This is a genomic window from Hymenobacter sp. M1-2 (genome assembly GCF_057808495.1).
In genome coordinates this window covers 1-26,383 of the sequence record NZ_JBTYZO010000019.1, presented here as the reverse complement: position 1 = coordinate 26,383, position 26,383 = coordinate 1, and the positions used below count along the sequence as shown (strand labels likewise).

8 protein-coding genes are annotated in these 26,383 nt (G+C 60.2%); 5 read left to right on the top strand and 3 right to left on the bottom strand.

Annotation, left to right across the window (positions count from 1 at the left end; translation table 11 throughout):
* Positions 1-1,040: 1,040 nt before the first annotated feature.
* From ACYSMN_RS17800 to ACYSMN_RS17790, 3 genes are all read left to right on the top strand, one after another.
* The gene (locus tag ACYSMN_RS17800) at positions 1,041-17,882 is read left to right on the top strand and encodes a DUF8696 domain-containing protein (RefSeq protein ID WP_488925269.1); all 16,842 of its coding nucleotides are present in this window, start codon (positions 1,041-1,043) and stop codon (positions 17,880-17,882) included.
* Between the two features lie 45 nt (positions 17,883-17,927).
* A complete protein-coding gene (locus ACYSMN_RS17795) occupies positions 17,928-18,890 on the top strand; it encodes a PorP/SprF family type IX secretion system membrane protein (RefSeq protein WP_488925268.1) in 963 nt (320 codons plus the stop codon).
* Between the two features lie 128 nt (positions 18,891-19,018).
* Entirely contained in the window at positions 19,019-19,435 is a 417-nt protein-coding gene (locus ACYSMN_RS17790; protein ID WP_488925267.1) for a hypothetical protein, read from the top strand.
* A 105-nt stretch (positions 19,436-19,540) separates the two neighbouring features.
* On the opposite strand, the gene ACYSMN_RS17785 is transcribed toward ACYSMN_RS17790, so the two are convergent.
* Positions 19,541-20,143 carry a DUF4136 domain-containing protein gene (locus ACYSMN_RS17785; protein WP_488925266.1) on the bottom strand — a complete coding sequence of 201 codons (603 nt, stop codon included), beginning with the start codon at positions 20,141-20,143 and terminating at the stop codon, positions 19,541-19,543.
* A gap of 208 nt (positions 20,144-20,351) precedes the next feature.
* Between ACYSMN_RS17785 and ACYSMN_RS17780 the strand changes: the two genes are divergently transcribed.
* Positions 20,352-20,648 carry a hypothetical protein gene (locus ACYSMN_RS17780; protein WP_488925265.1) on the top strand — a complete coding sequence of 99 codons (297 nt, stop codon included), beginning with the start codon at positions 20,352-20,354 and terminating at the stop codon, positions 20,646-20,648.
* 200 nt (positions 20,649-20,848) lie between these two features.
* Here the strand turns inward: ACYSMN_RS17780 and gcvP are convergent, their stop codons facing one another.
* Positions 20,849-23,773 (bottom strand): aminomethyl-transferring glycine dehydrogenase, encoded by a 2,925-nt coding sequence (gene gcvP, locus ACYSMN_RS17775; protein ID WP_488925264.1) that lies wholly within the window; start codon positions 23,771-23,773, stop codon positions 20,849-20,851.
* A 146-nt stretch (positions 23,774-23,919) separates the two neighbouring features.
* Here gcvP and ACYSMN_RS17770 point away from each other — a divergent pair, with 146 nt between their 5' ends.
* On the top strand, positions 23,920-25,152 hold the full coding sequence (locus tag ACYSMN_RS17770) for an NAD(P)-dependent oxidoreductase (protein WP_488925263.1): 1,233 nt from the start codon (positions 23,920-23,922) through the stop codon (positions 25,150-25,152).
* Between the two features lie 231 nt (positions 25,153-25,383).
* On the opposite strand, the gene ACYSMN_RS17765 is transcribed toward ACYSMN_RS17770, so the two are convergent.
* Positions 25,384-26,211: a DUF1206 domain-containing protein gene (locus ACYSMN_RS17765; RefSeq protein ID WP_488925262.1), complete on the bottom strand. Its 828-nt coding sequence runs from the start codon at positions 26,209-26,211 to the stop codon at positions 25,384-25,386.
* Positions 26,212-26,383 lie beyond the last annotated feature (172 nt).

Sequence of the window (26,383 nt, the reverse complement as noted above, 5' to 3'; positions counted from 1 at the left end):
GGAGGCGCAAGGAGTACACGCCAGCGAGCAAGGCATCGAGGCTGTTGAGGGTAGCGGGTTGAGTGCCTAGTGTTACGTGCTGCTCACGTACAGTACGGCCCAGCGTCGGTCAGGCGGAGTTCCGCTGCGCCTTGGAAGCTAGCCGGTACCTGCACCCGGAGCGCCGCCTCGAATAGTACGGGCCAAACTTGCAGACCTAGGTTTACGGACCGCGGGTTGCCAGTGCTCCGCCCGCCAAACTCATAAGCGCCTAGATCAGGCGTGGTAACACTACGCAGGGCGCCAGTTAGGTCATCGCACGGCGGCTACGGCGCTGCCTTGGTTGTCGAGGGCGGAGTTGGTGGGGCGTATAACTGCTCAGGCCATATAAATAGGCCAGAAACTAAGAGCGTTTCATACTTGGAATAGTCGTGCAACTGAGCGTTTAGGCTCGTAGCTCCAGGCTCAGTTGGGTTGCATCTTGAGTCAAGATGAGGCTGCTTACTTTCCTAAAAATGGAAATTACAATGCCCTGCTAGTTGCCAGCTTGATGTATAAGGAAAACAATATCGATTTTCCCTTCAACTAGCATTTTGTTCGTCGTCAATTACCTACGCTTCGTCGGCGTTAGATACCTTCTTATCTAAATTTTATAATGTATTTTCAGTGCTCAGAATATAGTTATAATATTTAATTAAATATTAATAATTAAGATTTTAAGCAAGCAGATATATAAACTAAATTTGCTACTGCTATTGGTGCGTTCTGACCTCAAAGCCAACCAATATGCTCACGTCCTTTTAGTCCTCACGCGCTGCACACACGTCCCTACAAACCCGAAATTTCCCAATATGATTCGACTTATACTCGCTGTAATAACTGTATGCACTCTGGTTACGCTCTTCGCTTGGGGAGAGCCTTTTCAACTTCCTGCTCTATTCAGAGGAGCTTGGCCAGCGGAGGTTGCTAAAGGCGCGGAAACCTTAAGCGTTTCTAACAGCCCTAAGAGAACCAAAGCAAGCCGCCGAGCTTCGGCGCAGGCTGCTTCTACACTAGCCGTAGTGCAGCTGAGCGGAACAGTTTTCGAGGACCCCAACTATGGTGGGGGAGCAGGACGGCCACTGGCTACCACGGGTACCGCTGGCATCGCCGGCGCTACGGTTGAGCTGTACGACAACACTGGACTCTACGTTGAAAACACAGTCACCAACGTCAACGGTGAATACACGTTTAGTGGTAATTCGGGCGAGACGTACACGATACGAGTAGTCAACTCGTCGGTGCGCAGCACGCGGCCGGGGTACGTACCCGGCTTGTTGGGCGTGCAAACCTTCAACGGAACCGTGGACCATGTAGGCGGTGAGGCGCCCGAAAAAGTGGACGCACCAGCCGGGGGGAGTGGCACCACCTTGTTAGTATTGAATACGACCACAACCATTGCCCAAAGCCAGGCGGTGGTGACAGTAAGTGCAGGAGGCGCGTCGGGAATAGATTTCGGCTTCAACTTCGATGTGGTAGTGAATACCAACGATGTCGGCCAAGGCTCGCTACGCCAATTTATTGCCAATAGTAACGCGCTAGGTGATGAGGCCAGCCTTGCCCAGGACGGCCGTTACGCCAACCAAATCGATTTGGCGGTGGGCGGCACGGCTCCTGCAGTGGCTTTGCCCACCGGACGCGAGACAAGCATCTTCATGATTTCGGATGGACAAGCGCATCCTGGCTTGCGTGCCGGGTTAGTCAACCAACTCTCGCTGCAAGGTGTAGCCGTGGTGGTGGCGCAAAGCTATTTGGGCAATATCGTGGGGGCAAACGTGGTCATCAACGGCCTGACGCAAACTTACAATGTGGGCAATACCAACGACGTGCTGCTAGGTACGGGCGGCAAGGTGGGCGTCGATGGCGTGGCATTGAGCAGGTTGAACGGACCAGAAGTACGGCTGGAGGGTTCTTCTGCCATCGATGGTGGGCTGCGTTTCTTTGCCGTGGCCAATGCCAACGTGATGGGCCTGAACATCTACGGCTTCGGGGGCGGCAACAACAACGGCGGGGCCAACGGCCTCATCTCATTCAGAGATTGCACCAACCCAGAGGTGCGGCAAAACGTGCTGGCCCCCAGTGCCACCAGCTTCGGCACCGACCCCGGCCCTGGCAACCGCGGATTTTCCGACAACATGGGGTTAATCAACTCACCAGGGTTGATGATGAGCAACAACCTGGTTGGGTTTGGCGAAGGCCACGGGATATATGTGATTGGCGGTAGCACGGGGGCCACCATCACCAACAACGAATTTCTAAACAATGGCTTGTATACGGGCTTTCCCCTGCAAAACAATATTGCCGTGCGAGCCGAAGGTATTACCATCACCGGCAACCGCCTTGCCGATGGTGGGGGTAACGGCATCAACAACTACGATGGCTCGGGCGGCAGCTGTGTAGTCACCAACAACACCATCGAGGGCAACGGGCAGCTCGGCGTGGCTCGGGCGGGCATCAACCTGCGCGCCACCAGCGACTGGTTTATTTCGCGAAATATTATCCGCAGCAACATCGGCGCCGGAATCCGGCTGACAAATTCAAGCGGCGGCATCGTTCTGAGCCAGAATAGTGTTTCCGGCAACGGCCAAGTAATGGGCCGGGAAACCGGTGAAATCGGCATCGACTTGCAGACTAGCAGCGACAACGATGAACTGGGGGGCAACGCGCCCTACGTGACGTTCAACGATGATGGTGACGCCGACACGGGCGGCAATGACGCGCTCAATATGCCGGTCCTGGAGTCGGCAACTGTGGCGAGTGGTACGCTCACGCTCACAGGGTTCGCTAGCTCTGGTACTAAGGTCGAGTTCTTCGTGCCCCAGCCCAACAACCTAATCTCGGGTAGCACGACGGGCAACAACTTTGGCCAGGGCAAGACTTTCCTTTTTAGCCGTAATGAGGGCACTGGGCAAGATTTGGATGCCACTGTCGGCTCCTACGGGCTGGGTGGAGCGGCGGTCAATGGGTTTGCTCAAGGCTCTGAAATCAACCAAAACCGCTTCCGCTTTCAGCTACCATTGAGCGACCTAACGGCCGCTCAGCAGGCTGAGCTGGCCGCTAGCGGCCAGCTAACGGCCACCGGAACGCTGGGCGGGCGCACGAGTGAATTTTCGGGCCGCGTAACGCTAGGCGTTCCGCTCACGGGCACCGTATTCGAGGACGTCAACTATGGCGGTGGAGCTGGTCGGCTTCGGACCACTTCCGGTGCGCGGCCCGTGGGCACCGTCGGCGACCCCACCACGGCCGCTAGAGTTGAGCTCTATGATGTGGCGGGTAATTTCGTAACAGGCACTCAAACGTCCACTGCGGCGGCTACTGTGGGACAGTACGAGTTTGGCGTGCCTGCCGGAACCTACACGGTGCGTGTGGTAAGCAGCACGGTACGTTCTACCCGGCCGGGGTCGGTGGCGGGCTTGCTGCCGGTGCAAACCTTTAACGGCACCGGAGGCGCTACCCGCGTAGGCGGCGAAGCTCCTGAAAAAGTCGACGCCGAGGCCAATATGGGCGGACAGCCTCTGTTCAGTTTGACCACTCCATCTACCACAGCGCAAAATATAACCAGCGTAACAACAGGCGCGAACGGAGTCAGCGATATAGATTTTGGCTTCAACTTCTCCACCATCGTCAACACCAACAATGCGGGTCAAGGCTCGTTACGCCAGTTTATTCTCAACAGCAACGCCCTGACGAACGCGGGCCTGGCGCAAGTAGGCGTTTATTCGTTGGCCGGCGTGACGACGCCGTTGCCCGCGGGCCAGGAAACCAGCATTTTCATGATTTCAAACGGGCAGCCCCATCTAGGGCTGCGAACCGGCCTGGTCAATCAACTATCAGCCGATGGCGTGGCTCTTATTACAGTTACCACGCAGTTGCCTGACATTGCGGACGATAACACGACCATCAGCGGCGAAACGCAGACCTTCAACGTAGGCAACACCAATGCCGTGGTGCTCGGTACGGGTGGTACGGTGGGTACCAACAACCTGCCGCTGAGCCGGGTGCAAGGCCCGGAAGTACAGCTGCGCGCGGCGTCTCCGTTTACGGTTAGCCGGGGACTAGTGCTGAATGGCAACGACTGCACGGTGAATGGCCTGGCCCTTTATGGCTTCGGCGCCAGCGCCAACGACTCGTTTTCGGCTGACCTCATTGCCAATGGCAATGGCCTAGTGGTCAGCCGCAACGTGATTGGTACGCCCGCCACGGCTTTCGTTGACCCCGGCCCCGGCAACCGCACCAATGGGCTGCACATTTTCGGGCAGTTTGGCAACGTTACGCTCACCGTGACCAACAACCTAATCGGCTACGGCGAAGACGGCGCGGTGACTGTGTGGAACGGCCGCAACATCACCCTCATTCAAAACAACGAGCTGCGTGGCAATGGCCAGGCCAACGGCTACCTTTCCAGCACCGGGGCACGGTCGGTGGGGTTTAAGCTAGTAGGCAACCTAATTGCCGACAACGTAGGTGGCGCTTTCGATAATTACGCCGGTAATGGGGGCATCAGCATCCGCGACAACACCATTCGCGGTAATAGCCGGGGCTCGGCGGCTCGCTCGGCCTTGGCCGGAGCCAACCGGGCCATTTTGCTCATAGGCCCTGGCAACGAGGTGGTGCATAACGTTATCGTCGATAACTATGGGCCGGGCGTGCAAGCCTCCAGCACCGTCGAGGCGTTGATTTCCGAGAACTTTATGGCTGGCAACGGCGGTGTGGCTGGCATTAGCGGGGGAGGCCCCGTGGGTACAGCGGGTATCGACTTGCAAAACTCCAACGATGACTACAGCAACGGCACGCCGCCCTACGTGACGTTCAACGACGACGGCGACGCGGATACGGGCGGCAATGGCCTGCTCAACTACCCGGTGCTCATGACAGCCACTATTGTGGGTGGCAACCTGACGCTAACGGGCCTTGCCACGGCCGGTGCGCGACTCGAAGTGTTTGTCGCCACGCCAAACACGCTAACCACGGGCAACACCACCGCCAACAACTTCGGCCAGGGCAGCCTGCTGCTATTCACGCGCACCGAAGGCGATGCCAATGATACCGATAATACCACTGGCTCGTACGGTCAGGGAGGCGCTTTGATCAACGGCTTCTTCCAAGGAACAGAGACCAACCAGCACCGTTTCCGTTACGTGGTGCCTGTTAGCTCGCTCAGCGCAGCACAGCAAGCAGCACTAACGACGGGCGCCGTAAAGCTCACGGCCACGGCTACGCTGGCCAACAACACGTCCGAGTTTTCGGGCAACGTGCTGGTGGGCGTGCCGCTGACGGGCATCGTGTTTGAAGACGTGAACTATGGCGGCGGCGCCGGCCGCAGTCTGGCCGCCAGCAGTGGCGTGCCGCGCGCCGATGCTACGGTGGAGCTTTATGACAACGCCGGCATACTCATCAACACCACGACCACCGATGCGGCGGGACGCTACGAGTTCAGCGCGCCGGCCGGGTCGTACACGGTGCGCGTGGTGAGCAGTACGGTCACTTCGTCTCGCCCTGGTTACGTGGCGGGTCTGCTACCCGTGCAAACCTTCGTGAATGGCGACGGGAACCGCGTGGGCGGTGAAGCACCGCAACTGGTGGACGCGCCGGCTAACACCGGCAGCCAGACCTTGGCCGGGCTAACCACCGCTACCACCATAGCCCAGAGCATAGCCCAAGTAGCGCTTAGCGTGAGTGGGGCCAGTGAGGTGAATTTCGGCTTCAATTTCGATGTCATTACCAATACCAACTACGATGGGCAAGGCTCATTGGCGCAGTTTGCAGCCAATGCCAATGCTCTTTCCAACGCGGGCCTAGCCCAGCAAGGCCAGCCGACCGGCCAGGAGACGACCCTGTTTATAATTCCCGACGGGCAGGCCCACGCGGGTCTGCGCGCGGGCCTCGTCAACCAACTCTCGGCGCAGGGCGTGGCGGTTATCAGCCGCGCGGGAGACGGTTATTTTGTTAGTGGCCCCAACACCGTATTCGATGCCGCCACCCAGACGCGCAACGTTGGCGATACGAACCCGCTGGTGCTGGGCACGGGCGGCACCGTGGGCGTGGCCGATTCTGTACTGACTCGCGTGAACGGGCCGGAAGTGGAGCTGCACGGCACGCGTAGCGGCTCGGGATTCCGGGTATTTGCCAATGACGTAACGGTACGGGGTTTCAGCATTTACGGCTTCAACAATAATATTTTCCTGGCTACCAACTACACCGGGGCTCTGTTGGAGCGCAACGTGCTCGGTGCCACGGCCACGAGCTTCACCGATCCGGCGGTGCGTACGCAAGGCAGCAGCATCTACGTGGATGGCGCCAAGAATGGCATCTACCGCCACAACCTCATTGGCTTCAACGGGGGCACGGGCGTGTGGCTGTTTAGCTCGGGCTCCAATGATAATATCATCCGCCAAAACGAAATCAGGAGCAACGCGCTGGAATACGCGGGGCTTGATGGGCTGGAATTTCTGGGCAACAGTAGTGGCAACATCTGCCAGGCCAACCTTATCATTGAAAACCAGAACACCGGCATTGACGCCCGCCACAGCAACGGCAGCAACATAGTGCGAGATAATACTCTGACGCGCAACGGCCGCAACGCAACGGCCAACAACGACGGGGAAGGTATTCAGATTTCGGGGGGGTCCAACACGCAAGTGCTGCGCAACACCATCACGGACAACGACGCGGCTGGGGTGTCCGTGTTTGGCAGCGCCCAGAACAACGTCATCAGTCAAAACGCTTTTGGCGGAAATACGGGCATCGGCATTGACCTTCGCGGCAGCACCGGGGTAGACGTAAACGACGCTGGAGATGCGGACACAGGCGGCAACAGCCTGCTCAACTTTCCGGTGCTGGAGTCGGCCACCATTTCGGGTGGCAACCTGCTGGTACAGGGGTTTGTAGGCTCCGGCGCCACGGTAGAGCTATACCTGGCCGTGGCCGACCCCACCGGCTTCGGCGAAGGGCAAACCTACTTGGCCACGCGCACCGAAGGCGGCCCCGACGACACGAACGCGGGCACGGGCAGCTACGGTCCGGGGGCCATCAACGGCCTAGTGCAAGGCCAGGACAACACCAACAAGTTCACCTTCGGTATTCCGCTCAGCAGCCTGAGCGCAAGCCAGCTAGCTGCTCTCTCGGGTAGCGCCAAACTGACGGCGACGGCGACACTGGCCAACAACACCTCCGAATTTAGCGGCAACGTGGTAGTGGGCGTGCCGCTGGCGGGCGTGGTGTTCGAAGATGTGAACTACGGCGGCGGGGCCGGGCGCAGCCTGGCGGCCAGCGGCGGCGTGCCCCGGCCGGGTGCCACGGTGGAGCTGTACAACAGCACGGGGGCTTTCGTCACTAGCACCACGACCGACGCGGCGGGGCGCTACGCGTTCAGTGCGCCCGCCGGGACGTACACGGTGCGGGTAGTGAGCGGCACGGTGAGCAGTTCGCGGCCGGGCTCGGTGGCGGGGCTGCTGCCGGTGCAAACCTACAACGGCACCACCGACCGCGTGGGCGGCGAAGCGCCGCAGAAGGTGGACGCGCCAGCCAACACCGGCAGCCAGACCTTGGCGGATCTGACGACGGCCACGACCGTGCCGCAGAATGTGGCGCCGGTGACGCCCGGTACCGGTGGGGCCACTGGCGTAGACTTCGGCTTCAACTTCTCCACTGTTGTCAATGCCAACCTTGAAGGACAAGGCTCGCTGCGTCAGTTCGTTCTCAACGCTAATGCCCTTGGCAACCGGAGCAGTCTGGCGCAAAGCGGAAACCGACTGAGCAACACCGGGGCGTTGCAGACCTTGCCAGCCGGTCGGGAAACCAGCATTTTTATGGTGCCTAACGGCGGCACAACTGCCGCAGGTAATGTGCGCCCCGGCTTCCGGCCCTTCGATGGTACGGCGCAAGGCGGGCCAGCTAGTGGCCTCGACTCGGACGGCGTAGCTAGTATCACGGTGGCCGGTGGGTACGTTGGCGTTGTCAGCCCCAACATCAGCCTAGATGGCACCACCCAAACCGCCAACGTGGGCAACACCAACAACGTGACCCTGGGCACGGGTGGCACGGTAGGCGTGCAGGATTCAGTGCTGGTGCAGCTCAACGGCCCGGAAGTACAGGTGCGCGGAAACCGTAGCGGGGTCGGCTTCTACCTTAGCGGCGGGGCTACTCGTACCGCGCTGCGTGGCCTGAGTGTCTATGGCTTCGATACCAACGTGCTGGCTGATCCCGTGAACGAAGGGGTGCTCATAGAAAGAAACGTGCTCGGAACCAGCGCTACGTCGTTCACCGATCCTGGCGCGGGAGCACGCACAGTGGAGAGTAATGTGCTGCTCAAGCAGGCAGTAAACGCGGTAGTGCGCCAGAACCTGATCGGGTTTGCTGGTGCGGCGGGTATCTCCATCGCCGAAAATGGGAGCGGCCACGTAGTGCGCAACAACGAAATCCGGGGCAACGGCCTGGAAAGCACCAACAACGGGGACGCCATTGAGATAAACGACCGATCCGGCAACGTGACCGTGGTAGGTAACCTGTTGACGGGCAACAGCTGTGAAGGCGTTGACACGTACAACTACGGCGACTTGAGCCGTGGGGGCAGCAATACGGTCCGTAATAACACCATCAGTAATAACGGCTTTGGCGGCGCCGAAGGCCAGGGCATCCACTTCTGGAGTAATAACAACAAGGCTACGCTAAACCGCATCACGAACAACCGTCTCAACGGAATCGTGGTTAGCACGGGCGCTACCGGCAACGTGTTGTCGCAAAACAGCTTCAGCGCCAACACGGGCCTGGGCCTCGATCTTTCGCCGGCCGGCATTGACGCAGGCGACGGCGTGACGCTCAATGACGCGGGTGATACCGATACGGGTACCAACGGCTTGCTCAACTTCCCGGTGCTCACGTCGGCTACCGTGCTGGGGGGCAACCTGGTAGTGCAGGGCTTTGCCCGCCCTGGCGCACTACTCGAACTCTACACCGCCGCCCCCGACCCAAGCGGCTTCGGCGAAGGCCAGCTTTACTTACTCAGCGCCACCGAAGGCAGCAGTGCCGACACGGACGCCGGCACGGGCAGCTACGGTCCGGGCGCCATCAACGGCTTGGCCCAAGGCCAGGACAACACCAATAAATTCACTTTCCGCGTAGCCCTGAGCAGCCTCTCGGCCGCGCAACAGGCCGCCTTGGGCATGGCGGGCGTGCAGCTGACGGCGACGGCGACACTGGCCAACAACACCTCCGAATTTAGCGGCAACGTGGTAGTGGGCGTGCCGCTGGCGGGCGTGGTGTTCGAAGATGTGAACTACGGCGGCGGGGCCGGGCGCAGCCTGGCGGCCAGCGGCGGCGTGCCCCGGCCGGGTGCCACGGTGGAGCTGTACAACAGCACGGGGGCTTTCGTCACTAGCACCACGACCGACGCGGCGGGGCGCTACGCGTTCAGTGCGCCCGCCGGGACGTACACGGTGCGGGTAGTGAGCGGCACGGTGAGCAGTTCGCGGCCGGGCTCGGTGGCGGGGCTGCTGCCGGTGCAAACCTACAACGGCACCACCGACCGCGTGGGCGGCGAAGCGCCGCAGAAGGTGGACGCGCCAGCCAACACCGGCAGCCAGACCTTGGCGGATCTGACGACGGCCACGACCGTGCCGCAGAATGTGGCACTCGTAACTGCCGGCCTGGCCAGCGCAGATTTTGGTTTCAGCTTCGACGTGGTAGTGAATACCAACGATACCGGCCAGGGCTCTTTGCGCCAATTCATTCTGAACAGCAACGCCTTGGGTGGCGAAGCCAGCCTGGCCCAGAGTGGCAGCAGTGCGGCCGGTGCTCTGCCGGTGGGGCGCGAGACGAGCATCCTCATGATTCCTGATGGGCAAGCTCACCCCGGCCAGCGGGTGGGGTTAGTGAGCCAACTCACCGCCGGGGTGGCCGTTATCAACGTGCCTAATCTGGCCTCGGTAAATGCCCTGCCTGCTATCACTGGCGCTTTCACCCGTCTCGATGGCGGTACGCAGTCGTTCAATATTGGCCAGACCAACGGCGGCAGCGACGTGAAGTACAGCGGCGGCAGCACGGCAGCAGTGGGCGTAGGACCCGATGGCGTGGCCGCTACGGGCGACGAATTCCGCCTGACCGGAGTGGCCGCGCCGGAGGTGCAGTTGCAAGGCCCCGGCCTGAATGGCACCAACGTGCCGGTGGGCCTGACGGTGGAAGCCGACGACGTAACGCTGCGCGGCCTGGCGCTGGTGGGGTTCAGTAGCCGCGAAGTAATGACCACGCAAACCGGCGGCGCAACTACCAACCGCTTACTTATTGAAGGCAATGTGTTTGGTTCGGCGGCGGTGGGCCTGGCTGATCCCACCGGCAACGCCCGCGGCAACCGTGGTATTTCGCTGATGGGCCTGAGCACGAGCGCGGCCATCCGCAACAACGTGTTTGCCTTCATGCGCGAGAAAACCATTGAAACGGACGCCGCTAATGCCAGCAACCACCAACAGCTGACCATTGAGAACAACGAGTTCCGCAACTGCGGGCTGGCCGTCACGGGACCCCAGAACAACGAAAACCTGTACCTGCGCGATAAATTCACCGATCTGGTGGTGCGTCATAATCTGTTCGATAAGTCGGCGGTGACGGGCGCAGTGCTGGACAACTACGTGGAAATACGCCTGCTGGATGCGGGCACTGCGCTAAGCGGACTGCTCATCGACGACAACTCGCTGCTAGGGGCGCTAGGCAACGGCATTCTGCTCTGGCAGTCGGGCAACGTGGGGGGGCCTAGAGTGGGCACAGTGGTTCACAACGTTATCCGCGACGGGCGGGAAGGCGATGGCATCATGCAGCAGTCCACGGAACTGAGCATCATCATCAGCCAGAATTCCATCAGCAACAACGGCTCGGCCACGGTCAGCGACAAGCACCTCGGTATCGATTTGCTTCGGGCGGCGAACAATAGTACAATTGCTGCTACCAACGGCGTCACCGTGAATGACGAGGGTGACACGGACATTGGCACCAATGGCCTACTCAACTTCCCGGTGCTGGAAACGGCGACGGTCAGCAATGCTAACCTGTTTATTTCGGGCTTTGCGCGGCCTAGCTCCACGGTAGAGCTGTTTCTGGCCGCCGCCGACCCCTCGGGCTTTGGCGAGGGCCAAACATACATAGGTACTTTTGCGGAAGGCAGCGCCGCCGACACAGACACGGGCACGGGCAGCTACGGGCCGGGCCTGATCAATGGCTTGAGCCAGGGCCAAGACAACACCAACCGCTTCACCTTCACTGTGCCGCTGAGCAGCTTGCCGGCCGCCCAACAAGCGGCACTAGGCGCGGCCGGCGCGCGCCTGACGGCCACGGCCACGCTAGCGGGCAACACGAGTGAATTTTCGGGCAATGTGCCGGTAGTGGCTACGGCTGAGCTGGCCGGGTTTGTGTTCGAGGACGTGAACTACGGGGGCGGGGCCGGCCGCAGCTTGACTGCCAGCGGCGGCGTGCCCCGGCCCGGGGCCACGGTTGAACTCTACACCGAGGCTGGTGACTTCGTTAGCAGCACTACAACCAACGCCGCCGGCCGCTATGCATTCGAACCCGGCGTAGGCGTCTACAGGGTGCGGGTGGTGAGTGGCACGGTCAGCTCCTCGCGGCCGGGCTATGTGGCCGGGCTGCTGCCGGTGCCGACCTACAACGGCACGACGGACCGGGTGGGGGGCGAGGCACCGGAGAAAGCCGATGCGCCGGCCAACGCCGGCAGCCAGACCCTGGCCAGCCTGACTACGGCTACTACCACGGTACAAGCCTTGGCAGCGGCAACGATAAGCACGGCGGGCGCCGTGGTAACCGGCCCGGACTTCGGCTTCAACTTTGACTTGATTGTCAACACCAACGACGCCGGCCAGGGCTCTTTGCGCCAGTTTATTATCAACAGCAATGCCCTCACCAACGTGGGCCTGGCTCAGCAAGGCAAACCTGCGGGCAAGGAAGTGAGTTTGTTCATGATTCCGGACGGGATGGCCCACCCTGGCTTGCGCGCCGGCTTGGTATCGGGCCTTACCACCGGAGTCGCCGTTATCACACCGGCCACTCCGCTGCCCAGCATCACCGACGTTAATACGAGTTTGGATGGCACCACGCAGAGCAGCAACGTTGACGACACCAACACTGGCCTGCTCGGCGCGGGCGGCAACGTGGGCACCGGCGCCAATGGCGTGGACGAAATCACCGGCCCGACCGACGACCTGGCTTTAAGCCAAGTCAACCGACCCGAAGTGCAAATACAGGACGGTGCCGCCAACCTGTCTATTGGCGTGGACGTGCAAGCGGCCAGCACCTCGATACGCGGGCTCTCCGTGCTAGGCTTCGGTAACATTGGCAACCGCGGCACCGATGCCAACGTGCGCATCGGCAACGTAAATAACTTTCTTGTCGAAGCTAATTTCTTGGGCCTGTCCGCCACCAAAGCCGATTTCAGCACCAGTACTATGACTACCGGAGCAGGCAACAACCTCTGCCTCCTCACTAGCAAAGGCAACGGTACTCTCACCGGCCCGACGGCCAGCATTGTGCAAAACAATCTGATCGGCTACGTCGGCGGCAAAGGCGTGGCGGTGGAAGACGGTTCGACCGGTACCGTGATTCGCAACAACGAGATTCGCAGCAACGGCACCGGCAGCCTCAATCTCGATGGCATCGACATTGAGTTCAGCTCAAACACCATTGTAACGGGCAACCTAGTTATTGACAACGCCGCGGCCGGCATTGATTCCTACAGAACGGCGGGTCAGAACATTATCACCGGCAACACTATTCTCGGCAACGGCCGGGCCAACGGGGACATTGCCGGGATTCGGCTCTACGGGGCCACGAATACGGTGAGTGAGAACGTCCTTCGCGACAACTACGGCGCGGGGATTTTGGCGGAGGCCAGCAGCTCGGAAAACACTATCTCGCGCAATTCCATTCTTGGCAACGGCTCGGTAACCAGCCTGTCGGGCGCGGCCGCTAGCAACCAGGTCGGCATCGACTTGCTGGTCAGCACTGACGACGAGAATAAGGGAACTGCGCCTTACTTGAGCAAGAACGACACCGGAGACCCCGACGCCGGCGCCAACGGCCTGGTAAATTTCCCCGTGCTAACTACGGCGTCGATCAACGACGGCAACCTGGTCGTGGAAGGCTTTGCCCGGCCCGGCGCGCTGGTTGAGTTCTTCGTCGCTGCCGCCGATCCGTCGGGCTTTGGCGAAGGCGAAACTTACGTTGTGAGCCGCACCGAAGGCAGTGCCGAGGACGCTGACGGCAGCACCGGCGCGTATTCGGGCTTAGTCAACGACTTGGACCAAGGTAGTGACAACACCAATCGCTTCCGCTTCAGCATTCCGCTGGCCGGCTTGGCCTCCGTTCAACAACTGGGCCTCAACGCCTGCGGCGCTAAGCTCACGGCCACGGCTACGGTGGGCGGCAACACTTCAGAATTCTCGGGCAACGTAACCATTAGCCCCGCCCCGGTTACCATCCGAGTTACCGGCGACACGCCGCTGTGCGCCGGCGCTACCGTGCGCCTGCGCACAGGCCCGCGCACAGGCTTCCTCTATACCTGGTTCAATGGCACTACGGTAGTAAACGGCAGCGGCGCGGGCGCGGTACTTAACGACAGCGTATTCGTGGCTAGCACAGCGGGCACCTACACGGTACAGCTCACCCCAGTGGGTTGCACGGCGGCCAGCACCACCTCCCCGCCAGTCTCTATTACCGTATTGCCCGCCGTAACAGCGGGCACCATCGGCACGGACCAGACGCTGTGCGCGGGCGAGCAACCGACTCCTTTCACCAGCCAAACGGCGGCCAGCGGTGGTACAGGTATGTATCTGTATCAGTGGGAGACATCGATAGATAATACGAACTGGACTGCCGTAACGGGTGCTACCAGCGCCACCTACGCGCCGGGCCCGGTACCTGCTACCACTTACTTCCGGCGCCGGGCTGTATCCGGTACTTGCGAGCCGGTGTACACAACTGTCGTTATCCTTAATGTGTCGCAGGCGCTGACTGCGGGTGTCGTTAGTGCCGACCAGACGGTATGCGCCGGGGCCACGCCCGCTGCTTTGACTAGTATGCCGGCCACCGGTGGCACCGGCACCTACACCTACCAGTGGGAAAGCTCCACCGATAACATGACCTGGACGGTTATAACGGGGGCTACTGCCGCCGATTACACCCCCGCCTCGGTTTCGGCCACTACGTACTTCCGCCGTCAAGTGACGTCGGGTACGGGTACGTGCGCCACAGTGGCCTCCAACGTAGTGACGCTGACCGTGCTGCCCGCCCTAGCGGCGGGCACCATTAGCGCCGACCAAACGATCTGCGCAGGCAGTGCGCCCGCTGCTTTGACTGGTACTGCTAGCAGCGGCGGCACGGGTACGTACACGTATCAGTGGGAAAGCTCCCCCAATAACATGACGTGGACGGCCATTACGGGCGCCACAAATGCCACTTATGCACCGGGTACAGTAACGGTTTCCACCTACTTCCGTCGCCAGACAACGTCGGGTACGGGTACGTGCGCCACCGTTGCCTCTAACGTAGTTGCGGTGACCGTACTACCGGCCGTTGTAGCGGGTAGCATCGGTACCAACCAAACGCTGTGTGCTGGTGTAACGCCGGCTGCTCTAACCAATGAGATGCCAGCCAGTGGCGGTACGGGCACTTATACCTACCAGTGGGAATCGTCAGTGAACTCCACCACTTGGTCAGCTATTACGGGCTCTACCAGCGCCACGTATACGCCCAGCTCGGTGTCGGCTACCACCTACTTCCGCCGCCAGGTTACCTCGGGTACGGGCACCTGCGCTACTTCATCTTCCAACGTGGTAACGCTAACTGTACTGCCAACTCTGACTGCGGGCAGCATCGGTGCCGACCAGAGCCTCTGCGCGGGTGCCACGCCGGCTGCGCTCAGCGGCAGCTCAGCGGGTGGTGGCACCGGCACGTACACGTATCAGTGGGAGTCGTCGGTAAACTCGACCACTTGGGCCGCTATTACCGGCGCTACGAGCAGTACCTACACGCCCGGCCCAATAACAGCTACCACCTACTTCCGCCGTCAAGTGACGTCGGGGACCGGCACGTGCGCTACAGTTGCCTCCAATACAGTGACGCTTACTGTGCTGCCTGCCCTAACCGCGGGTACTATCAGTGCCGACCAGACAGTCTGCTCGGGTGCTACGCCCGCCGTGCTCGATGGCACGCCAGTTAGCGGTGGCACGGGCACCTACACGTACCAGTGGGAAAGCTCCCCCAATAACACAACCTGGGCGGCCATCACCGGCGCAACCAGCCCCACCTACGCCCCAGGTTCCGTGACAGCCACCACGTACTTCCGTCGTCAAGTGACGTCGGGTACGGGTACGTGCGCTACAGTTGCCTCCAACGTGGTGACGGTAACTGTACTGCCGGCTGTAGCGGCTGGTAGCATCGGTACCAACCAAACGCTATGCGCAGGTGCCACGCCGTCCGCCTTCACCAACGAGATGCCAGCCAGCGGCGGTACGGGCACTTACACGTACCAGTGGGAGTCCTCGGTGAACAGCGCCACTTGGGCACCCATCGTGGGGGCCACGGGAGCCACCTATACGCCTGGCCCAGTATCAGTAACGACGTATTTCCGTCGGCAAGCCACTTCGGGTACGGGCACCTGCGCTACGTCAACCTCAAACGTGGTAGCTCTGACTATAGCCCCGACTCTAACGGCCGGTGTTATCAGCGCCGACCAAACGGTTTGCTCAGGTGCTACACCCATTACACTTAGCGGCAGCTCGGCGGGTGGGGGCACTGGTACCTACAGCTACCAGTGGGAATCATCGGTCAACAACACGACCTGGGTGGCCGTGTCAGGTGCTACAGGCGCCTCATATACTCCCGGTGCAGTTTCGGCCACCACGTACTTCCGTCGTCAGGTAACGTCGGGTACGGGCACCTGCGCTAGGGCTACTTCTAATGCCGTAGCCGTCACCGTATTGCCCGCCTTAACAGCCGGTGTTATCAGTGCCGACCAAACCATCTGCGCGGGCAGCACCCCTGCGGTACTCAACGGCAGCGTAGCAAGCGGTGGCACGGGTACTTACGCGTACCAGTGGGAGTCGTCGAGCAATAACGTGACGTGGGCGGCCATAGCCGGCGCTACTAGCGCCACTTATGCGCCCGGCTCGGTTTCGACTACCACCTACTTCCGTCGCCAAGTGACATCAGGTACCGGTACGTGCGCCACCTCAACGTCGAATGCTGTGGCTATCAACGTACTGCCCGCTGTGGCAGCCGGCCGCATTGGTGTCGACCAAACCCTCTGCGCTAGCAGTACGCCAGCCGCACTCACCAACGAGATGGCCGCTAGTGGTGGCACAGGCACTTACACGTACCAATGGGAGTCGTCAGTAAATAACACTACCTGGGCCGCTATTACTGGCGCTACCAGCGCTACGTACACACCTGGCCCCGTGTCAGTCACTACCTACTTCCGTCGTCAGGCTACTTCGGGCACCGGTGCCTGCGCTACCTCATCTTCCAACGTGGTGACGCTGACCGTGACACCCACGCAAACGGCAAGCGTAGCCTTGGCTGCGCCGGCTACGCAGTGCACGGGCTCGACCCTCACGTTCACGCCCACGCCGACCAACGGCGGCACGGCTCCCACGTATCGGTGGTTCGTCAACAGTATACTGGCAGCCACCAGCGCTACTTTCACTAGCTCTACCTTGGCCAACAACGACCAAGTGCGCGTGGAAATGACGCCCACCCCGGGTTCTTGCGCCACGGGTACCCCTACTGCCACCGTTATCGTTACGCTCACACCAGTCGTAGTGCCCACTCTGTCCGTGCGGGCAACTGCGACCGGGCCGGCTTGCGAAGGCACGGTGCTCAGCTTCAACATCGACAACGTGATAGGGGCTGGTTCGGCACCGCAGTACCAGTGGCTGCTCAACGGGACGGCAGTCCCCGGCAGCACGGGCGCCACGTTCTCGTCGGCCACCTTGCGCAATGGCGACCGGCTACGTTTGCAGCTGCGTTCCAGCGAGGCTTGCGCGAATCCGGCCGTGGTGTTGTCAAATGAGTTGACGCTCAACATCCGGCCCAACGTGACGCCGGAAGTCACCATCGCAAGTTCGGGTGCTACTTGTATCGGCCAACCCGTGCGGTTTGCTGTTGCCAGCAGCGGCGACTTGGGCACCGGCGCGGTCTACCAGTGGCAGGTGGATGGTGCCAACGTTGCGGGAGCTCAGAATACCACCTTCACCAGCAACACGCTGCGCGACGGACAGGTTGTGACGCTGAGCGTGCGTACGGCTACCACGTGCGGGCAGCCCGCTGTGGTCGTGTCCAACCAAGTACGGGCCATCATTACGCCGCCGGTCCAAGTGAATGCCGGGCCCGACAGAGAAATCTTGGAGGGTGAATCCGTGGTATTGGAAGGAACCGCCAACGGCATGTTCCCCGTGGAATGGACGCCGGCCCAGTCGCTGAGCTTCGCTAGCGGTGATCCTCTGCGGCCAGTAGCTTCGCCCAGAACCACTACGGTGTACACGATCAAAGCCAACGTAAACGGCTGCGAGTCCGAGGATAGGGTGACGGTAAAGGTGGGCCCGCCCATCCGCATTCCGAACGCCTTCAGCCCCAACGGCGACGGTACCAACGACACCTGGAAAATTGACCGGATCGACACGTTCGCCGGCAACAACATCACGGTCTTCAACCGCTGGGGCAACAAGGTGTACTCCGCTGCCGGCTACGGACCTACCACTGAGTGGCGTGGCGTCATCAACGGCGAGCCGGCTCCGGTAGGCACTTACTACTACGTCATCAAGCTAGGCGACGGCCGGACCTACACTGGGCCTCTCACCATCGTGTACTAGCCAGCCATTGTGCATTCACCTTTCACCTCTGTGTTGCATCTCCTCATGAAGCAATTTCTACGATTCTTTCTCGTGCTGGTCCTGCTTGCGGGGCTGGCACGGCCAGGGCAGGCGCAGCAACAGGCGCTCTACAGCCAGTACATGAACAACAACTTCCTCCTCAATCCGGCCGTGGCAGGCACCGAAGACAATATCGATGTCAAGTTCAGCCACCGCTCTCAGTGGGTAGGGTTGGAAGGAGCGCCCACAACCTTCTACGCTAGCATCCACTCCTCGCTGGGCAAACCCACCCGGCGCACGATGCGGCAGCGGCGGCGGCGTTTTCATGCCATGGGCGGCGTGGTGTATAACGACGTTACGGGGCCTACTCGCCGCTCGGGCTTGTACGCTTCCTACGCCTACAACATCGCCCTGACGCGCAAGCTGCGGATGGCACTAGGCATTTCCGGTGGTTTGCAGCAGTTTGCCGTGGCCGGTAATGAGCTCCGCTTCCACGACCAGGAAGTGGTGCAAGGTGGCCAAGCTTCCATGGTACCCGATGCCAACGTGGGCTTGTGGCTGTACAGTCCCAACTATTATCTGGGAGCCTCTGCCGCGCAAATTTTGGGCACCCCGCTAGGCTTCGAATACTACCGGAATGGCACCGAGAGCCAGCGCAACGTCTTGCAGCGCCACTATTACTTCACGGGTGGCCTGCGCGTGCCGCTCAACCGGGAGTGGACTATGGTTCCTTCGCTGCTGCTGCGTTATACCACCACCTCTACGCCCACCCTCGACGTGAGTGCCAAGTTCCGGTACAAGCGCCTGCTGTGGGTTGGGGCTTCGGTTCGACCGTTACAGTCGGCAACCGCGCTTTTTGGCATCAATTTGACCGATAACCTCTCGCTGAACTACACGTATGATCTGGGCGTTTCCAGCTTGGCTCAATACAACGCGGGTAGCCACGAAGTAGTGGTGGGCTTGCGACTCAAGAAGAGAAGTCGGGTGCGCGAAGCTCGGTTTTGGTAAACAAAACACCCCCAAATAAAGCCTATATTAAATTTATAAATCATCTAATAAATATTGAGTCCGTTGAATAGAAATTGGTCAATATTAACTTACTTGCACTACATTACCCGCGCCTCCGATAACCCCTCATGAAACACGCCTACATACTACTCTTAACTACCGTCTGCCTCTTAGGCAGAAACGGCTTCTGCTCGGAACGGCCAGGCCCTCCCGACCCCAAAACCAGCAAGGCAACTCAGTCAGTTGCCACTGCATCTACCGAGGAAACGGTGCGCATTAAAGGCTTGGTAAAAGGCCCGCGAGGTCCATTGCCCGGAGCCGTAGTGCAGCTCAACGGCAGCTCAACGCTCGTAGTGACGGCAGAGGGCGGCAAGTTTGAGTTGGATGTCCCAGCCTCCTTGCCCAATGTAGAAGTAACGTGCAGCTACGCCGGCCTCCAAGACGCCGTGATGAAGCTGCCAACCAATTCGCCGGCAACAGTGATTCAGTTGAAGCCTGCCGTGCGCCCTAAGGTAGAACCTACCATTGAGGCGGGCTGGTGGTGAGTTGAAACAGCTCATAGCTGACTTAAACCGTAAGCTGCTTCATTTGCATATAAAAAGCCCCTCCAGAATTTCTGGAAGGGCTTTCTTATTGACACTTATCGGTAGTTAGCGGCGAGCTTGGTTGTCGGTGGGCGGATAGTTGCCTAGCACGCTACCCACAATGCGGACCACTTCGGGCTCCGAAATTGTTTGCTGATCCACCTGGGCCTGTCCGAACCCGCGCCACGCCAATTGCTTGCGGCGGGCATCGATGATGTCGATGATGACAGTGCCGGCTTTGTAGTCGACCACTGGTTGGTTGAAGCCGCGGCCATAGTAGCCACCGTACCAGTACGGATAGCCGTAGGGGCCGTAAGCACCAGCGTTGCTGCGTTGCTTGTCCTCAACCTTGGCGCTGTACGCCACATACACGTCGGGAGCTTTGTCGGCCTTCGTGAAGCCCTTGGCAGTCATTTCACGCTCGACTGCCGTCCGAATGCGCTTATCCAGGAAAGACTCGTAGCCTTGCGCCGGGCCACCTTCGGTATCGGTGGGTTGCTCCGGATACCAGGCCCACGTTTTAAAGGACCGGAAGTTAACAGAGTGGTCGAAGTCAGAAGTGACGCCAACGCGGGAAGAGGTGGCGCAACCGGACATGCCAAAAAGTAGCGCCACGCCCGTGGCCAGCAGTAAAGCCGGACGAGCAAAAAAGCGGGTGAGACTATTCATGTTGGAATCTGATGAAGTAGAAGGGTCAGCGTCTAAAACCAGTCTGCACGTAGCGTAAGCCGGCTTTTTGCTGTCTGTTACCCCAACATTTTCCTCTCGCCCAACGTTCCCGATTGCGCCAAGGAGCGACTATCCAATTAAAATTATTCCAGGAAAATGCTCTTTCGCTGGGGAATCTATTTATCTTCCCCGACCCTAATTCCTTGCTATGACCCGAATCGTACTTTTTCTTCTGAGCTTGTTGAGTTTGGCGGCCTGCACGGCCGCCAAAGAAGACGGGCGGAGTGCCCGCACCGGCATCACACCCCAAGCGCACAACACCATCGTCGAATGCATTCTGTACGATGGCATGACCAAGCAATCGGCCAAGCTCACTAGCCTCGGGGCCGAAACGGAAGTGCAGGTGATGGATACGGTCGACGCGTATTTCGTGAAGGCCCGCGTCACCAAAGACGGCCAAGTGCTCAACGGCTACATGTACCGGAGCTGCTTCGGCCAGCAATAGGATTTGATGTGTTGATTGATTGATGTGCTCATGTGCTGATTGGCAATGCACGGCTGAGCTGGTTCACTTGAGCAAACGGATACTTCTTCCAAAGGCACCGAGAAACAAAAAAGGCTTGCGCAATCTGCGCAAGCCTTTTTTGTTTCTCGGTGTGCCAGCACCTGAAAATCAGCACATCAGCACATCAAACAATCAGCACATCAATAAGAAGGGCCTTTGTCGGTGGAGACTAGCTGCTCCTCGGCGTCCACGTACTGCTCGATGGGGGTGCAGGAGCAGATGAGGTTCCGGTCGCCGTAAGCGGAGTCGATGCGCGACACGGAAGGCCAGAACTTGTGGGCGCGGGCGTACTCGGTGGGGTACACGGCCTGCTCGCGGGAGTAAGGGCGCGTCCATTCGTGGGCGAGTACGGTAGCGGCCGTGTGCGGAGCGTGCTTGAGCACGTTGTCCTTGGCATCGGCGCGGCCGGCTTCTACCTCGGCTATTTCCTTGCGGATGCCAATCATGGCCTCGATAAAGCGGTCCAGCTCCTCCTTGCTCTCCGACTCCGTGGGCTCCACCATCAACGTACCCGCTACCGGGAAGCTCACAGTGGGCGCGTGGAAACCATAGTCCATCAGGCGCTTGGCAATGTCCTCCACCTCAATACCGGCTTTCTTGAACTGGCGGCAGTCCAAAATCATCTCGTGGGCGCAACGGCCGTTGGCGCCCGTATACAGCACCGGGTAGTGCTCCTCCAGGCGGGCCTTGATGTAGTTGGCGTTGAGAATGGCAATGCGCGTGGCCTGCGTCAGCCCTTCGCCGCCCATCATGTTGATGTAGGCGTAGGAGATGGGCAGAATGCTGGCCGAGCCCCAGGGCGCCGCCGATACCGCGCCCGCCGTGCGGCCGTCGGCATCTACCAGCACGTGGCCCGACAGATAGGGCGCCAGATCGGCCACTACGCCGATGGGGCCCACGCCGGGCCCGCCGCCGCCGTGCGGGATGCAGAAGGTTTTGTGCAGGTTGAGGTGGCACACGTCGGCCCCGATGGTGGCGGGCGAGGTGAGGCCGACCTGGGCGTTCATGTTGGCGCCGTCCATGTACACGCGGCCGCCGTGTCGGTGAATGGTCTCGCAGATGTCGATAATGGTTTCCTCGTACACACCGTGCGTGCTCGGGTAGGTTACCATGAGGCAGCTCAGCTTGTCGGCGTACTGGGCGGCTTTGGCCTTGAGGTCTTCCACGTCGATGTTGCCTTCCTCAGTGCTTTTCACCACGACCACCTGCATCCCAGCCATAACGGCCGAAGCGGGGTTGGTGCCGTGGGCCGAAGCCGGAATCAGGGCCACGTTGCGGTGCTGGTCGCCGCGGGCATCGTGGTAGCCTTTGATGGCCAGCAGGCCGGCGTACTCGCCCTGGGCGCCCGAGTTGGGTTGCAGGCTCACGGCCGCGAAGCCAGTCACCTCGCACAGCCACGCTTCCAGGTCCTGGAAGATCTGAGTGTATCCCTGCACCTGCTCACGCGGCGCGAAGGGGTGCAGGCCACCAATTTCCGGCCACGTCACTGGAATCATTTCGGCGGTGGCGTTGAGCTTCATAGTACACGAACCCAGCGGAATCATGGAGTGTGCCAGGCTCAGGTCCTTGTTTTCGAGCTGCTTCATGTAGCGCAGCATCTCGTGCTCGGAGTGGTGCGAGTTGAAGATGGGGTGGGTTAGGTACTCGCTGGTCCGAATCAGGCTCTCCGGCCAGTTCACCGACACCTCAACGGGCAGCGCCACCAACTTCGTCTCCTTGCCCAGCACCTTGGCAAACACGGCTACGATGTCGGCTACGTCTTCGATTTCGGTGTTCTGGTGCAGGGAGATGCCTACGCGCGGCGTGCCGTGCTCTTCGAAGTAGCGAAAGTTGATGCCCGCTGCTTCGGCTTCCTGCCGGATGGCGGTTTGCAGCTCGGCGCTTTCCAGTTTGATGTCCAGCGTATCGAAATAGAACTCGTTGCGCTGGTCGAGGCCGAGGTCCGTGAGTGCGCCGGCTAGCGTCTGGGTCAGGGAGTGCACGTTGGCAGCTACCTGCCGAATGCCCTGCGGCCCGTGGTACACAGCGTACATGCCGGCCAGCACTGACAGCAGCACCTGCGCCGTGCAGATGTTGCTCGTGGCTTTTTCGCGGCGGATGTGCTGCTCGCGGGTTTGCAGCGCCATGCGGTAGGCTTTGTTGCCGGCCGCGTCGATGCTCTGGCCGATGATACGGCCGGGAATTACGCGCTTGAAGGCGTCTTTGGTGGCTAGAAAACCAGCGTGCGGGCCGCCGTAGCCCATCGGCACGCCGAAACGCTGCGAGTTGCCCACCACGGCATCGGCGCCCATTTCGCCGGGCGGCGTGAGTAGCGTCAGGGACAGCAAATCGGCGGCTACGCTCACGAACAGGCCGTTGGTGTGGGCTTGCGCGATGAAGTCGGTGTAGTCGTGCACGGCGCCATCGGCGGCGGGGTATTGCAGCATGGCGCCGAACAGGGCCTCGTCGGTGAGGTCAGTGGTGCGGTGGTCGCCCACTACCAGCTCAATGCCGAGCGGCGTGGCGCGGGTGCGCAGTACGTCGATGGTCTGGGGCAGCACCTGCTCCGATACAAAGAAGCGGGTAGCGTTTTTCTTCTTGCTCTGGGAGTGGAACATGTGCAGCACCTCAGCGGCCGCCGTGCCTTCATCGAGCAACGAAGCATTGGCGATTTCGAGGCCGGTCAGTTCCATCACCATCGTCTGATAATTGATGAGGGCTTCGAGGCGGCCCTGGGCAATTTCGGCCTGGTAGGGCGTGTAGGCGGTGTACCAGCCGGGATTTTCGAGGATGTTGCGCTGAATAACGGCGGGCAGCTGGGTGTCGTGATAGCCCAGGCCGATGTAGTTTTTGAACAGGCGGTTCTTGGCGGCAATCTTCTTGAACTTCGCCAGAAAAGCCCGCTCCGTGAGGGCAGCGGGCAGATTCAGCGGCTTTTTCAAGCGGATGGCAGCCGGCACGGTTTCGTCGATGAGCTGGTCCAGCGACTCCACGCCAATCGTGCGGAGCATGTCGGCCACGGCGGCGGAATCGGGACCGTTATGACGGTCCACGAACACGTCGGCGGGCTTGGGAGTAAGCAACATAAGGAGATGGGTAGGAGTGGCGAGAAGAACCGGCCGCCGAAGCGACCAAACCTGTAACAAAGGTAAGGCGAAAACCTCTCCCGCATTGCCAGCAGAAGTGTAGTTTTGCCACCGTCCTCTCCAGCTTCCTACCCTCTCGTATCCGTATGCGCTCCGTTTCCATCGGCCTTATCTGCGAAGGCAAAACCCCGCCCGATAAGCGCGTGCCCCTCACCCCCAAAAAATGCGCCGAAGCGCAGGCCCAATACCCCGGCCTGCGGATAGTGGTGCAAGAAAGTCCCATCCGCTGCTTCACCGACCAAGAGTACCGCGACTTAGGCATAGAAGTGCGCTCCGACGTAGCTGACTGCGACATCCTCCTGGGCGTGAAGGAAGTGCCCATCAGCCAGCTCATTCCCAACAAAACCTACCTCTTCTTCTCCCACACCGTGAAAAAGCAGCCCGCCAACCGGGAGTTGCTGCGGCAGGTGCTGGCCAACAATATCACGCTCATCGACTACGAAATGCTCACCAACCGCGAAGGCGGGGAGCGAATTGTGGCGTTTGGGCGCTGGGCTGGTATCGTGGGAGCTTACAATGGGCTGCTGACCTACGGCCGCAAACACGGACTCTACGACCTGAAGCCGGCCTACCAGTGCGTGGACATGGAAGACATGCAGGAAGAGTTTTTCAAGGTGAAGAAGCTGCCGCCCATCAAGATGGCCGTCACGGGTTCCGGCCGGGTGGCGCAGGGGGCCGTGGAGGTGCTCGACTTGATGGGCATCCGCCGGGTAAGCGTCTACGACTACCTCTACCTCGACTTCAATGAGCCAGTGTATACCCAGCTGCGCAGCTCCGACTACAACCGCCGCCGCGACGGCCGGGTGTGGGACACGCCGGACTTCCACCGCAACCCGCACGAGTACGAGTCCACGTTTCACAACTTTCTGCCCGTTACCAACCTGCTGATTGCCTGCGCCTACTGGCACCCCGCCGCGCCTAAGCTGTTCGAGGAAGCCGACACGCAGCGCCCCGACTTCCGCATCGACACCATTGCGGACGTGACTTGCGATGTGGACGGCTCCATCCCGACCACCAAGCGCAGCAGCAGCATCCTGGAACCCGCCTTCGACTACAACTGCCAAACCGGAGAGCTGGAGCCGGCGTACTCGCGGCCTTCCAACATTACCATCATGGCCGTCGATAACCTGCCCTGCGAGCTGCCCCGCAACGCCAGCCGGGACTTCGGCCGCCAGCTTCTCGACAACGTGTTTCCCCACCTGCTCGGCGATGAAACGCACGACGATGTAGCCGAGCGTGCCACCATTGCTCGCGGCGGCCAACTTACGGAGCGCTACACGTATCTGGCCGATTACATAGCCGACTACGTCACGAGCTGAGGCAATTCATCGCAGACTGAGGTTATAATTTCCGAACTGCGAAGCAAAAAACGAACGACGTTTAGGCTAACCCCGCTATGGTGAGTGACTCTTGCATTTGCTAGGTGTAGAGATGGTTGCCGAGGGTGCAAGGCAGCCTCGGCAATACGAGCGCGCTGCTCGGGGCGGGCAAGCCAGCGCGTGATGCGCTCTGGCAACTCCTCAGTGCTACAACTTCTAAAGCGACCCAAATCAAATTTTCAGCACTGGGTAGCGAGCCTGTACCAGCATGTAGAGGCCATAAGCCATCAGCCCCAGCGCCACTATGCCTAATATCGCCGGCCCCATCGTCGCCAGTAGGTCAAAAGCTGCATCGGTAGTGCCCACTGCGGAGGCGCGTGACTGAAGGCCGGCTTGCACAAAGAAGTAGCCGATAAGGCCCATCACCAAGCCCCGCGCGGTGTAACCTACTTGGCCCGTCCGGTATACCACTTGCTGCTGGTTGGCGGGCAGGTCGCTGGCACTAATGTGCTTGTGAAACTTGCCGGAGTACGCTTGGTAAATCTGGTAGATGCCACTGCCGATGATGGCCAAGCCTACACCGATGATAATCCAGTTGCCGCCGGGCCAGCTTAGCACTTTGGCCGTAAGGGTTTGCTGGCTGTTGGAGCCGCCACTAGCAGAACCGCTGAAAGCTAATTGTGCGGCGTACCACGCTACGCTGGCGTAGAGCAGGCCGCTGCCGGCATAGGCCAAGCGTCGGCCAACGCCTTTCGCGTCGGAACCCTTGCTTTCAGTGTCCATCAGGGCTTGCGTGAAGCGCCAAATAATATAGCCTAACAGCCCGAAGGCTATCAGCCCCAGCAGTACTGAACCGCCGGGCAGCTCCTGCAAGGTTTGCACGGCTTGTTTCTTGTCGGCAGTTTGCCCGCCTTGCTGCCCGGTCGCGGCTAACAGGGCCAATACGCCCATCAACACGTAAACGGTGCCTTTGGCCGCAAATCCGAAACGAGCCAAAGTTTTGATACCGGAAGAAGGAGAGGAGGGAAGAGCGGAGAGAAGTTGATTGGTAGCTGACATAGCGTAAGGCGTGGTAGAGGTGAATAAGAGACGTGTACGCGGGAAGCCGCCACATAGTCGAGTACCTGCACGTAGCGTCGAGCTTTCAAGGCTACTCGCCTTTCGGTTCTTATTAAATAACCCAAGTTGCGAGGTAGTAGGCCTAGGTCAAAAAAGTCTGTTCCGCATGTAA

Excerpts from the sequence above, each read along its gene's own strand:
- ACYSMN_RS17795 (WP_488925268.1), top strand. The coding sequence starts at position 17,928 with ATGAAGCAATTTCTACGATTCTTTCTCGTGCTGGTCCTGCTTGCGGGG.
- ACYSMN_RS17790 (WP_488925267.1), top strand. The coding sequence starts at position 19,019 with ATGAAACACGCCTACATACTACTCTTAACTACCGTCTGCCTCTTAGGC.
- ACYSMN_RS17785 (WP_488925266.1), bottom strand. The coding sequence starts at position 20,143 with ATGAATAGTCTCACCCGCTTTTTTGCTCGTCCGGCTTTACTGCTGGCC.
- ACYSMN_RS17780 (WP_488925265.1), top strand. The coding sequence starts at position 20,352 with ATGACCCGAATCGTACTTTTTCTTCTGAGCTTGTTGAGTTTGGCGGCC.
- gcvP (WP_488925264.1), bottom strand. The coding sequence starts at position 23,773 with ATGTTGCTTACTCCCAAGCCCGCCGACGTGTTCGTGGACCGTCATAAC.
- ACYSMN_RS17770 (WP_488925263.1), top strand. The coding sequence starts at position 23,920 with ATGCGCTCCGTTTCCATCGGCCTTATCTGCGAAGGCAAAACCCCGCCC.
- ACYSMN_RS17765 (WP_488925262.1), bottom strand. The coding sequence starts at position 26,211 with ATGTCAGCTACCAATCAACTTCTCTCCGCTCTTCCCTCCTCTCCTTCT.